This window comes from Pontibacter flavimaris (assembly GCF_001907195.1).
GTDB classification, from domain to species: domain Bacteria; phylum Bacteroidota; class Bacteroidia; order Cytophagales; family Hymenobacteraceae; genus Pontibacter; species Pontibacter flavimaris.
The window spans coordinates 224,883-237,278 of the sequence record NZ_LVWA01000010.1 but is presented as its reverse complement, the minus strand read 5'-3'; the positions used below and the strand labels follow the sequence as shown (position 1 = coordinate 237,278).

The following is a 12,396-nucleotide window of genomic DNA, read 5'->3' as shown; positions in this document are numbered from 1 at the left end:
GAAAAATAAATTAAAAATAATACAGAAAAGCATTTACTTTATTACGAACATTTCGTAACTATACGAAAACATCGTAACCTATGGAAAAGCTAACACAACAGGAGGAAGAGGCCATGCAGGTAGTATGGGCAACGGAAGGTGGGTTTATCAAGGATTTCCTGGAAAAGCTGCCGGAGCCGAAACCGCCCTACACCACCCTCGCCTCCACGGTAAAGAACCTGGAGAAGAAAGGCTACGTGCAGGGCGAGAAGCTGGGCAACTCGTACCGCTACCTGCCCCTGATAAAGGAGGAGGATTACAAGAAGCGCTTCATGAAAAGCTTTGTGGGCGACTACTTTAAAAGCTCTTATAAAGAACTGGTGGCCTTTTTCGCCCAGGACCAGAAGATCAGCGCCGAGGAGCTGAAAGAGATTATTGACATGATCGAAAACAAAAAACCGGAATAGACATGCCTGAGCTGCTCTTATACTTACTGAAGGTGAATGTGGCGCTGGTGCTGTTTTACGGGGCCTACCTTGCCGCGCTCCGCCGGCTCACGTTTTACCACCTCAACCGCCTGTTCCTGGTGTTCGGCATCGTGTTCTCTACGGTTTATCCTTTCATCGACCTGTCGGGACTTTTCCAGAGCCATGAGCAGATGGAAGCTGCTTACTTGGTAAATATACCAGCCTGGGCCTACGCAGCACCACCGGCAAGCACTACTCCGGAAGCTTTCGATTTCTGGCAGTTGCCGGTATACCTGTTCTGGATTGGTGTAGCTGTAATGCTTGCCCGGTTTATACTTCAGTTGGTGTCGCTTTACCGGATACATGCCGTCTCTGAGCCCGCCACTTACAAAGCCGTGCCTTTCCGCAAAGTACAAAGTATAACCCAGGCCTTCTCGTTCTGGCAGACCATCTACCTGAACCCGGCGCAGCACAAACCGCAGGAGCTGGAGTCCATCCTTCGGCACGAGCTGATACATATTACCGGCTGGCATACCCTGGACGTGCTGCTAACGGAGCTAAGCGTGGTGTTTTACTGGTTTAATCCAGGCGCGTGGCTCATGAAAAAAGCCGTGAAAGAAAACCTGGAGTTCATTGCCGACCAGCAGGTGGTACGTGCCGGCATAGACCGCAAAGAATACCAATACCTTTTACTGAAAGTTGTAGGCGCCACGCAACCTCAGATTGCCAATCAATTCAATTTTCCATCACTAAAAAGAAGAATTGCCATGATGAACAAAATGCCTACCCGTAAAGCCAGCCAGCTCAGGTTGCTGATCGTGCTGCCGCTTGTTACCGTTTTGCTCTTCGCGTTCCGGGGTGCAGCGCAGCCGAATGCGCCTGCCCCGCTAGCCAGTGAGCAGCAGAAAGACACAGTAGTTTATTATATAGATGGCGTGAAGGCCACCAAGGAGGAAGCCGAGCTGCTTAAGCCCGAGGACCTACATAGTGTGGATGTCGTGAAGGGAGAACAGGCAAAGCAAGTGCCCGGTAACACTGCCGGCAGAAACGTGATCTCCCTCACCACCAAGGCAAACAAGGACTCCGAGCAGGTACGCAAGTTCCGGGAGAAGCTCCCGCAAGGCAGTAACCCGGAGCAGCCTGACACGCCTCCGGCGCAGCAGGGGGATGTAGACGAAGCTTATCTTTTCAAACTTGACGAGGTGCCCTACTACAAGGATAAGTCGAACTGGCCGGCCGACTACAAGGATTTTTTAAAGAGAAACCCGAGCGTAAAGCAGGTGGCCTGGAAGTTTAACAACAGGAGAGAGCACAACCTGGAGTCGATCGTTTTCCTGCTGGAGAGCGGCAAGGTTGAAACCTATGATTACAACGGGAGCCTGCGCATACCTGCCGCAGAAGCCAAGTATGGCGCGCTGCCCCAACTGCCTCCTCCGCCACCGCCTGTAGAAAGGAAGCAACAACCGGAAGCCAGGCTGATGATAGACCAGAAAGGTGGCATCGTAGCGCCTCTTGACACACCAATTGGCACAGCTACCCGGATTAAGCAGGTGCAGGCAAAAAGACTGAATGCAGGAGATGCACAAGCGGATAACTTCATTCTATTCCTGGAAAACAGCCAGGGCCAGGGAATGGATGTATACGTCAAACTCAAGGGAGATGAGATTGAAAGCGTGCGCGTATTGGCTATTGCAAAGTGAATTGCCTGATTCTATAAACAAAGGACCGATATGTCTTTCCTGCTTTATCCCACTGCAATCCTTGCCCTCCATTGTTTATTTTGCCCGGAGTCAGGAACTGGCAGAGCCTCCAACCCGGACATTGCGTCTGCTGAAGAGGTTATAACCAAAGTGAGCCACACGCTGGGAAGCCTGGAGGAAGTCAGCTATACATACAACCGGGAACTGAATTATCCTTCGGAAGGGTATTACCACAAATTAGAGTCCGCCATGTATCTTGACTTTGCCTCTGCCGGTAAGGCAATTGGCTTCAGGTACCAGGCCGACGATCAAAACCTGTTTCAGGTAAACAATGGAGCGGAAATATTTGTCCTGGACAAAAGATCAAAGACTATAACGATCAACAGAAAGCCAGGCCGTAGCAGCGTGGAGAACCTTTCCTTTCTGTACAATTCACCTGTAACGCTGCGTAACATGTTGCCTTCTATTCTTGCGGAGACAGCAATCCCCAAAACCCTTGCCGACACGCTCATCAATAACATGGGGTACTATGCCGTCCGTTTTGAACTTAAAGGAAGGGCCATCGACAACCTGGGGGGATACAGGAAACTGGCAGAAGAGACTACGACAAAATACCAGCTTATTGTAGACCAGACCACCTATTTCCCGGTAGAAGTGCTGCAGACAAATGGCCTCAACGGCGATTTTATCAAAACCAGCTTTACTGATGTTGACCTCTCCCCCACCTCGCCTACCGAAGCGTCCTGGTACTACTCAAGTTATCTGGGGAAGTATGCACCTAAACAGGCAGAGAGCCCACGCTCCCTGATCGAAACAGGAAAACAAAGTCCCGCCTGGAGTTTACCCGCGTTCGGCACCGGCGACACGGTAGAGCTCAGCAAGTATAAAGACCAGGTTGTCCTGCTTGAGTTCTGGAACCGCAACTGTGGGTATTGTATAGCCGCTGTTCCAAAGTTAAACGAGCTTCATGCTAAATACGGGGGCAGGCACTTTCAATTATTGGCCATCAACGTATTTGACCCACCAGAGCTGATAGAACAGTTCCGGCAAAAGACGAAGCCAGCCTACCCTACCTTGTACCATGGTGAAACAGTAGCTAACACTTATGGCATTAGCTACTATCCTGCGGTGGTTCTTATCAGTAAAGAAGGCAGCGTACTTTATGCAGGCCACTTTGACCAGGAGCGGCTTGAAGAGCTGATCAGACGGAACCTGTAAACCGCCACCGCGGGTGCCGGAAAGTTCGGCGAGCACATACTATTGCCTGTATCGCAGCATAATTCCCACTATCTATTGCATATCAAATAAATAGCTTCTATCTTTGTGTCCATTTTCGAGAGACCGAAAGTTCAATATTCAAATAAATAAACCGCTTACAACCACTAAAAATGGATCATTTAAGTTATAAGACCCTTACTGTCAGCAAGAAGACGGCCAACAAAGGCTGGGTGATTGTTGATGCAGGGCAAGGAAGCTTGGGTCGTGTGGCATCTGAAGTTGCCAAGATCCTAAAAGGCAAGAACAAGCCTTCGTACACGCCAAACGCTGACTGCGGTGACAACGTGATCGTTATCAATGCTGATGACACGCGTTTCACAGGCCGTAAGTGGGACCAGAAATACTACCTGACGCACACGGGCTACCCGGGCGGCCAGAAGAGAATTTCTCCTCGCCAGCTAAAGGCTAAATCATCAACGCTGCTCGTAGAGCGCGCAGTTCGTGGCATGTTGCCTAAAGGTCCACTCGGCCGCGAGCTATTCCGTAATCTTCATGTTTTTGCTGGAAACGAGCATCCGTTCGCCGCTCAGCAGCCAAAAGAATTAACCCTCAATATCTAATTTAATGGAAGTTATCAATACATCTGGTAGAAGAAAAACCTCGGTGGCTCGTATCTACATGACGGCCGGGCAAGGGAATATCACTATTAACGGTAGAGATATCAAGGAATACTTCCCTAGCGAAGTACTTCAAACTATTGTGAATCAGCCGTTCAGAACCTTAGAAGCAATTGGCAAGTACGATGTGAAAGCCAATCTTAGAGGGGGTGGTGTAAGCGGCCAGGCTGAAGCACTTAGACTTGCTATCTCTAAAGCACTGGTAGTAGAAAACGCCGAGACGAAATCAGCTCTTAAGAAAGAGGGCTTCATCACGCGTGACCCACGCATGGTAGAGCGTAAGAAGTTCGGTAAGCGCAAAGCGCGTCGTTCATTCCAGTTCAGCAAACGTTAATATTAAAGGTGTATCAACAACATGGCAAGTACTAATTATAAAGAATTACTTGAGGCAGGTGTTCACTTTGGCCACCTTACCCGCAAGTGGGACCCGAAAATGGCTCCATATATCTTCATGGAGAAGAACGGTATCCACATTATTGACCTGAACAAAACTTTGGTTGCGCTGGATGAGGCTACGGCCGCTATCAAGAACATCGCAAAGTCTGGTCGTAAGATACTTTTTGTAGCTACCAAGAAGCAAGCGCAGGAGATCGTGGCTGAGGAGGCACGTCGCCTGAAGATGCCTTACGTAACCGAGCGTTGGCTGGGTGGTATGCTTACAAACTTCGCCACCGTGCGTAAGTCTCTGAAGAAAATGTCTACCATCGACAAAATGATGAAAGACCCGGAGCAGTCTAAGGCACTGGCGAAGCGTGAGAAGCTGATGCTGTCTCGTGAGCGTGAGAAGCTGGACCGTGTACTAGGTGGTATCAACGACCTGTCTCGCCTGCCAGCGGCGCTGTTCGTGGTAGACGTGAAGCGTGAGCACATCGCGGTGAAAGAGGCTCATAAACTGAACCTGCCGGTATTCGCTATCTGCGATACGAACTCTAACCCGGAGCAGGTAGACTTCCCAATCCCAGCAAACGACGACGCTTCCAAGTCTGTAGCCCTGATCATCTCGATCGTAGGCAAGGCTATCGAAGAAGGCCTGTCTGAGCGCAAGGTGGACAAGGAGGAGACCGAGCGCAAGCGTTCTGAAGAAGAAGGCATCAAGGAGAAGCAGGAAGCTGACGAGCAATAAGAAGTAATTTATATTGCACTATATCAAACTGAACATTGGGCAAACAGCGCTTCAATGTTCAGTTTGTTTTAGGGGTTGTAGGTAGAGGTAAACGGAAATCCAGGTAAGTATAAAATCAGTTTAGCTCCGGAACTACTACCCCAGCACAGAAAAGGTAATTTATAATTCGTAAATCTTAATTATAAAAGGATGGCTATTACAGCACAAGACGTTAATAAACTCCGCCAGGAAACCGGAGCCGGTATGATGGACTGCAAGAAAGCGCTTACTGAAGCTAACGGCGACTTTGAGGCAGCTAAAGATATTCTGCGTAAGCAAGGCCAGAAAATTGCCAGCAAGCGTGCCGACAACGCTACCTCTGAGGGTATCGTGCTGACGCATGTAAGCGAAGACGGCAAAAACGGTAAAGTAATTGCCCTGGCCTGCGAAACCGAGCCGGTATCGAAGGTAGCCGACTTCCAGACCTTGGCGAAAGCTGCTATGGAAACTGCCGTTTCTACAAACGCTGCCACTAAGGAAGAACTGCTTGCTGCTCCTCAGGCTGATGGCCGCCCCCTGCAGGACCACATCACGGATCTGATGGGAAAAATTGGTGAGAAAATCGAGGTGGTTTCTTACCAGACTGTAGCTGCCGAGAAAGTTGTGAACTACAACCACTCTAACGGCAAACTGGGTGTATTAGTAGGTCTTACGAACACTGGCGGCACTGACGTAGAGGAAGTAGGCAAAGACGTGGCGATGCAGATTGCTGCCATGAACCCAATCGCAGTTGACAAGGACGGCGTTGACTCTGCCACAGTAGAGCGCGAGATCGAGGTTGGCAAAGAGCAGGCGCGTGCCGAAGGCAAGCCAGAGCAAATGCTGGAGAAAATCGCGATGGGCAAGCTGAACAAGTTCTACAAAGACAACACCCTGTTGAATCAGGACTTCGTGAAAGACCCTTCTGTTTCTGTAGCCAAGCTGCTTGACAACACCAGCAAAGGCATGACAGTTAGCGAATTCAAGCGTGTAGCTATCGGTTAATTACAGCTGAAAGTATAAAAAGAAAAGCCCGCCGTAAGGTGGGCTTTTTTTGTTCTGCGGTAAGATGGTTTGGCTGCCACGATGGGCCTATAAGTATTATCATCCAGTTAAAGCCAGAGGTTCGGAATTTCGAAAAGCTGTCAAATGAGAAACGTCAGCCACGCCAGCAACAAGCCATCATGGTTTATAAACCAAACTGCCTCAGATGATGGTCAGAGTGTTTGAATACTAAAATGCCAATCTGTTCCCTGGTCATTTTTCCAAAGAAATCGTGTATAAAGTTCGGATTATCGTAGCTTTCGTAAGCCCTTGTTAACAAAATCCACTTCAATTTCTCTGCTTCCAGGTCTCCATTTGTCTCTTCCACTTTGAATTGGGAGGAGGTAGGGATATTTCTGTCAAACGGTTTTTCATCCTTTATCATTTTCCTCAACGCCATCTGCCCGAACACTTTGCCTAGGAAAGATTGGTTGTAGGTATGATTGTCCTTCCCCAAAATCCAGCCGTTCCAATAGGAATTATGCTTGACCATTTGATAAACACTCATTTTGCCCCACCGGACACTGCTGCTATCGTTTAATAACGTAATTCTCTCAATTAGATCTTCTCTGGTTGGTTTATCAAATATCGTCCTCATGATTCTCACTAGCGCTTTTAAAAACTGGAGCAGATTCTTGGTGCTGGAACCTTATAGTTAACTACAAATTACGGACAAGATAAAGGAATAAGCCGACAATGGTAGGGAGCATATGCGACAGTGTTCCCCCTTGCTTAACTCAGAGGAATATTGCCTGACAAAGATCGCTACAACCGTCCAAACGTCCCTCACCCATTCCGCCTTACCGTACTCACAAAAATGTCGCGCATGTCCTGAAAGCGGTTGAGGACACCCTCAATAAACTCCTCATCAATCAGGGCTTTGGCTCCTTCGTCTCCCATCACCTCGGTTTCCTCAATTTTATAGAGCTGCTCCAGGTTGGCTTTCTCCAGCTTCAGGATATACTTGCCGTTGTAGGAGTGCAGCGTGATTTTCACGTGCGGGTTTGGTATGTCGGCTACTACTCTCATAGTTATAGTGCTAAGTGGTTTATCTGGTGAAGTATAAAAAAAATATGGGCAAGTATGAACCCACCCCTGCCCCTCCCAGGAGGGGAATTCGAATTATTGTAGTTTGTCCTTTGTCAAATAATCAAGCTTCCTCCTCAATCTCAATACCCATCAGCTGCATGAGCTTGCTGGCGTTGAAGCTGCGGCAGAGGCCAGGGGTTAGCTTATAATCGAAGTTGATCTCGTTGCCGATGATGTCGCTGTTGAAGCTATAGTTTTCTACGCTGCCCCGCAGTTCCTGTTCCATCGCGCCCAGTTCCAGGTCGTGGGTAGAGATGAGGCCGGAGGCATTGCGCTTGTGCAGTTGCCGTATCAGCGACATAGCCCCGATGTGACGGTCGCGGGAGTTGGTGCCTTTCAGGATCTCGTCGAGGAGGTAGAAGACCGGCTGCCCCAGCTCCGTTAGCTCCAGCAACACGCGCAGGCGCTTGAGTTCGGCGTAGAAGGAGGAGGTGTTCTCGGACAGGTTATCGGCCGTACGCATGGCCGTGTATACTTGCGCCGGGGCCACGGTCATACTTCGGGCGCACACCGGGGCTCCCAGCAGCGCCAGCACCATGTTAATGCCTACGGTTCGCAAAAAGGTAGTTTTGCCCGACATGTTGGAGCCCGTGATGACGATGGTATGGCCGATGCCCTGCATCTCGAAATCGTTGGCAACAGGCTTAACCGAGAAAATGAGCGGGTGCGCGAGAGCAGAGGCCTGGTACAGAAATGGAGTTTGACTAAGCCGCGGCACGGCAAAGTGCGGGTGCGCGTGCTGAAAGGCGGCCATACTTGCCAGCGCCTCAAACTCGGCCAGCACCTCCAGGCTCTGCTCCAGTTGCTGCAGGTGCAGCTCCTTCCAGCTCTCCAGGCGGTACATCCACACAAAGTCCCACATCAGCGTGGCGTTCAGGAAGAAGGCCATCAGCGTGCTAAGGCGGTAGGAGAAAAAATCGATGATGTTAGCGAGCTTGTTTATACTTGCCGAGGAACTGGTGCCGGACTTTAGCAGCCTCTGGTGCAGCTCCTGAAGCATGGGCGTATCGAATTGGTGCCACTCTATGTGCTGCAGCTGTTTGGTGTAGCTGCGCATGGCCTCATAAATGCTAATACTCTTTTCATAATACTCATCACGCTCCACAGTATACTTATGGGCCAGCAAGTACTGCACCACCAGCAGGCCAACGGCAACCCAGCCGCTAAGGCCATAGAACCAGCCCGCAATGGCCGCCAGCGTGAGCACCGGAAGTATAAACAGGAGCGGTTTGAGCCAGCCATGCTGCCGGAAAAAAGCCTTATCCTTGAACCAATGTATAAAACCGGCCGCCGACTCCGCGTCGTGCTTGTAGTGCATGGGCAGCGCCAGGAATCCCTGCAGCCACTCCAGTCTCAATGGCGAGGCCAGCTCGGCCACGGCCTCCTGCCGCTGCAGCACCTGCTCTGGTGCAGCGGCCTTGCGTAGCCACAGAGCCAGTTTATACTTGCCGATGCTGGTAACAGAGCGGTTGAGCAGCTGGAACAGCGAGTTGTGCCCGAAAATATCCAGGTCTGAAGTATAGGGGTGGTGATCGTCCACGAACTCCTGCCCGCCGTCGAACTTGCTTAGCTTGCCCTGCAGCCGCTCCACCTCCTGCTCGTTTACCTGCCGCAGCAGGCGCAGCTGCTGGTACCGAAAGTCAAGCCTGCTGTGCCAGCGCATCACAAGTATAAAAAGGGAGTAAAAGCCAAGTATGGCCAAGGCACCGACCGTGTTGTTACCACTCTTAAAGATAAGATAAGCCAGCACCGCGCCAGCCACAAACACACCCACCCGCAGCCACGATACGGCGCTGGAGGTGGAGGCGGCTTTCTTCTCCTGTTCGGCAAAGGCCGAGGCTCTGTCTAGGTATAAATTCTCTCTGCTTTCGCTCACAAGTATGTTTTTTGGCGCTGTTTATACTTTAGTCGATCATGGCGATGCACTTCAGCTCGATGGCGATGGGCGTGGGCAGCCTGCTTACCTCCACGGTAGTGCGGCAGGGCTGGTTATCCTGAAAGTACTCGGCGTACAGGCGGTTGTAGGTGGCAAAGTCATCCTTCATGTTCGTCAGGAAAACGGTTACGTCCACCAGGCTGTCCCAGCCGGATCCGGCATCTTCCAGAATGTAGCGCACGTTCTGAAACACCGCGCGGCACTGCGCCTCTATGTCGTAGCTTAGGATGTTGCCCTGCTCGTCCAGTTCCACGCCGGGTATCTTTTTGGTGCCGCGCTCCCGTGGCCCCACCCCCGACAGGAACAGCAGGTTGCCCACGCGCCGCGCGTGCGGGTACAGGCCCACCGGCTCCGGTGCCTTACTTGAATTGAGTAGCTCTTTGTTAGTTGCCATAGCCAAATATACATAAATAATGAGTGATCAGGTACGACCGCAAACAGGAAGAGCCGGCGGTTGCCAGCTCTTCCATCACCTTAAACAAACTATTATAAATGCTTTTTATTACTTCGTAAACTTCACATCGCCATACTTGGAGGTGATGCTTACCACCCCTTTGGGCGACGCGCCCCCGAACCTGCCTTTGTATTCGGCTGAGGTATAGTCTTTTTCGAGCGACGTTATAGTAACCAACGACTTATCCACGTTAAAGTTGCCGAACTGCACATTCACATCGAAGTTGAAGTTGGTATTATCCGCGAAGTTCAGGTTCAGCGGGGTGAACCCGCTATCCAGGGATATCTTGCGGATGTTGTTGCTGATATTGTCGATCCGGAAGGAGCCGTACTGTACCTTCATGTCCATTGTCTCCTGCAGGCTGCCCAGGCTAAAGTCACCATACTGAGAAGAACCCTGCAGGCCGCCGGCCTCCCCGACTTTCATGTCGGCATAGGCCACTCTGATAATACCGCCGTTAATATAGGCACAGTTACCGGAGCCGTACGTCAGTTTTACGTTGTTGCTGGCGTTTGCCAACCGGTCGCACTTCAGGTTTCCGTACTGCATGTCTATATCCACCTTCCCTTTCATGGAGGCCAGGTACACGTCGCCGAATTTGTTCTGTACGGCAAGGGCATTCTCGGCTGGCATGTAGATGGTATAGTTTATCTCCAGGCTTCTGTTGTTGTGCCCGTTGATGCGCATCGGGCTCTTTTCGGTGCGGAAAGAGTAGGTACTGCCTTCGTGGCTTTCCTTGATAGTAACGTTGTCCAGCATCATCTGGGCTCTTTCGTCGGTGACGGCGCGGGCAATCACCTCCACCTTTACCCTTATCTCCTTTTTATCCCAGGTGTTCACGTGCACCTGGCCCCACTGGTTCTCAATGTTAAGGGCATCTTTGCTGCTCACCTTAAAGGTTTTGTCGATGGTCTTGCGCTTCTCGGCATCGAACATGGCCGCTTCGGTTTCAAGGTTACCCGTTGTACCGGTCTGGTCAGTTATGACCAGGTGTTTCATCTCTGCCAGGTGCTTCAGTTCTGAGAGGCTTTCCAGCGCAGCCAGGCTCTTCAGCTCCTTCAGGTCAGCCAGGTTCTCCAGCTTCATATCCTCCAGCACGCGCAGTCCGGACAGGTCCACGGTTACATCGGGACAGGGCGCACTGTCTTTGGCCTGTGCCGTGGCCAGCATAGGTGCCAGTAGCAGCACCAGCGTAAGGCGTAGAGCGTTATACATTTGTGGTATCATCGTTTTGTGGTTCTTGAATAGGTTGTTGTTTGTTTGGCTCCAGTTTCTGGAGTACTTCCAGTTGACGGTTCAGCACCCTGATCCGTATCTGCAGGTTTTGGATCAGTGCACCTACTATCTCATTGGTATTAGGAGAAGTATAGAGTTGGTTTTTGAGGGAGACATAGCTGCTGTCGAGGCGGATGAGTTCGTTGTCGATCAACTGGTGCTCGTCCAGGCCCAGCACCTTCAGGTCGTACGCGCTCAGCTCCGACTTTTTGGCCTTTATCTGGCTGGCGTAGTAGGCCTCTATTTCCGGTAGCTCCGGCGCAATAGCGTTCACGTCTGCCGCAGGGGCGTTTATACTTTGATTGGATGCCAAGGTGTTGGCGGTATCAGGGGTCTGCTGCTTCATCAGGAAAATGGTGAGGCCGCAACCCAGCAGCAAAACAATGGCCGCCGCCACGCGCATAAAGAAGAAATCGGCGCTGAAGCTGGCGCGCTCGCCAAAGTTGAACTTAATAACTTTGGCCTCTTTTTCGGGTGATGTTTGCGGCAGCTCCTGGCATATGTGCTGCCACAGTTCCGGCCGGGGCTCGAACACATCGAACTCCTCCCGGTTATTCTGTACAAACTTTTCTAAGCTATCTTTCATGGTAAAGTTCTGTCATAGTTCAGCTCATCTTATACTTTCACTCAGGCCACAAACTGCGGCTCCTTCATTATCTCCAGTAGTTTTTTGCGCGCCCTGCTGTACTGCGATTTGGAGGTAGACTCCGAGATGCCCAGCACCTCGCCTATCTCGGCGTGGTCGTAGCCCTCCAGCAAGTATAAACTCAGCACCACCCGGTAGCCATCGGGCAGCTTCTGGATGGCGCGCCGCACCTGCTCCACCTGCCACTCCGAGTCATCCTCCGTCACCTCATCCGGCACCTCGGCCACCGAGCGCTCGTCCATCGGCACCAGTTCCGCACGGCGCTTGCGCACCGCGTTGATAGCCGCGTTGATCACGATCTTCTTCAGCCAACTGCCAAAGCTCGCCTCGCCCTTGTAGTGGTGCATGTTCCGGAAGGCACTCAGGAAAGCCTCCTGCAGCACATCCTCGGCCTCGGCGTAATCGTTGGTGATGCGCATGCTCACGTTAAACATGGCCTTGGAATAGAGCTTGTACAGTTCATACTGCGCCCGATGGTCACCGCCCTTGCAGCGCTGCACCACTTGCTGGTTCACATCCTGGTAGCCAAGTTTTTCCAAAGTTTACTGCTTAACCGGTTAATCGCGCTTCACTCACTTCGTGTATTCCCCTCCGCCTCTCCTAATCTCTGCCTTAAAGACACGCGGCTCTATCTGAAGTTGCATATGGGTTACAAATATTCTTAGAAATTTTTCGACAAGCTCCCTTATCCACACTATCCACAGCCCTGTGTGGAAAAAATATAATGCCTTATCTGCTTCATCTTCTTTACATTATACTTTAAAAGATGC

Annotated in this window: 14 protein-coding genes; 7 read left to right on the top strand and 7 right to left on the bottom strand. The window is 51.0% G+C overall.

Annotation, left to right across the window (positions count from 1 at the left end):
- The first annotated feature begins 80 nt into the window (after positions 1 to 80).
- The 7 genes from A3841_RS16490 to tsf all read left to right on the top strand — a co-directional run bounded on the left by A3841_RS16490 (position 81) and on the right by tsf (position 6,187).
- Positions 81 to 446, top strand: coding sequence for a BlaI/MecI/CopY family transcriptional regulator (locus A3841_RS16490; protein ID WP_073853909.1), 366 nt, complete (start codon positions 81 to 83; stop codon positions 444 to 446).
- Between the two features lie 2 nt (positions 447 to 448).
- Positions 449 to 2,146 carry a M56 family metallopeptidase gene (locus A3841_RS16485; protein ID WP_073853907.1) on the top strand — a complete coding sequence of 566 codons (1,698 nt, stop codon included), beginning with the start codon at positions 449 to 451 and terminating at the stop codon, positions 2,144 to 2,146.
- 30 nt (positions 2,147 to 2,176) lie between these two features.
- Positions 2,177 to 3,364 carry a TlpA family protein disulfide reductase gene (locus A3841_RS16480; RefSeq protein ID WP_083610399.1) on the top strand — a complete coding sequence of 396 codons (1,188 nt, stop codon included), beginning with the start codon at positions 2,177 to 2,179 and terminating at the stop codon, positions 3,362 to 3,364.
- Positions 3,365 to 3,534: 170 nt separating this feature from the next.
- Positions 3,535 to 3,984: a 50S ribosomal protein L13 gene (gene rplM / locus A3841_RS16475; protein WP_073853903.1), complete on the top strand. Its 450-nt coding sequence runs from the start codon at positions 3,535 to 3,537 to the stop codon at positions 3,982 to 3,984.
- Positions 3,985 to 3,988: 4 nt separating this feature from the next.
- Positions 3,989 to 4,375, top strand: a complete 387-nt coding sequence (gene rpsI, locus A3841_RS16470; RefSeq protein WP_073853901.1) for a 30S ribosomal protein S9 — start codon at positions 3,989 to 3,991, stop codon at positions 4,373 to 4,375.
- Between the two features lie 21 nt (positions 4,376 to 4,396).
- Complete coding sequence (gene rpsB / locus A3841_RS16465; protein ID WP_073853899.1) at positions 4,397 to 5,164, top strand: 30S ribosomal protein S2; 768 nt, start codon at positions 4,397 to 4,399, stop codon at positions 5,162 to 5,164.
- 189 nt (positions 5,165 to 5,353) lie between these two features.
- Entirely contained in the window at positions 5,354 to 6,187 is an 834-nt protein-coding gene (gene tsf / locus A3841_RS16460) for a translation elongation factor Ts (protein ID WP_073853897.1), read from the top strand.
- Between the two features lie 184 nt (positions 6,188 to 6,371).
- Here the strand turns inward: tsf and A3841_RS16455 are convergent, their stop codons facing one another.
- From A3841_RS16455 to A3841_RS16425, 7 genes are all read right to left on the bottom strand, one after another.
- Positions 6,372 to 6,824, bottom strand: a complete 453-nt coding sequence (locus A3841_RS16455; protein WP_073853895.1) for a DUF1569 domain-containing protein — start codon at positions 6,822 to 6,824, stop codon at positions 6,372 to 6,374.
- 188 nt (positions 6,825 to 7,012) lie between these two features.
- Positions 7,013 to 7,255 (bottom strand): hypothetical protein, encoded by a 243-nt coding sequence (locus tag A3841_RS16450; protein WP_073853893.1) that lies wholly within the window; start codon positions 7,253 to 7,255, stop codon positions 7,013 to 7,015.
- A gap of 121 nt (positions 7,256 to 7,376) precedes the next feature.
- Positions 7,377 to 9,191, bottom strand: coding sequence for a MutS family DNA mismatch repair protein (locus A3841_RS16445; protein WP_073853891.1), 1,815 nt, complete (start codon positions 9,189 to 9,191; stop codon positions 7,377 to 7,379).
- 28 nt (positions 9,192 to 9,219) lie between these two features.
- On the bottom strand, positions 9,220 to 9,645 hold the full coding sequence (locus A3841_RS16440) for a RidA family protein (protein WP_073853889.1): 426 nt from the start codon (positions 9,643 to 9,645) through the stop codon (positions 9,220 to 9,222).
- A gap of 108 nt (positions 9,646 to 9,753) precedes the next feature.
- On the bottom strand, positions 9,754 to 10,920 hold the full coding sequence (locus tag A3841_RS16435; protein ID WP_083610398.1) for a DUF4097 family beta strand repeat-containing protein: 1,167 nt from the start codon (positions 10,918 to 10,920) through the stop codon (positions 9,754 to 9,756).
- On the bottom strand, positions 10,913 to 11,566 hold the full coding sequence (locus A3841_RS16430; RefSeq protein WP_073853887.1) for a hypothetical protein: 654 nt from the start codon (positions 11,564 to 11,566) through the stop codon (positions 10,913 to 10,915). The genes A3841_RS16435 and A3841_RS16430 overlap by 8 nt, the downstream gene beginning before the upstream one ends.
- Positions 11,567 to 11,607: 41 nt before the next feature.
- A complete protein-coding gene (locus A3841_RS16425) occupies positions 11,608 to 12,165 on the bottom strand; it encodes an RNA polymerase sigma factor (RefSeq protein ID WP_073853885.1) in 558 nt (185 codons plus the stop codon).
- Between the last annotated feature and the right edge of the window lie 231 nt (positions 12,166 to 12,396).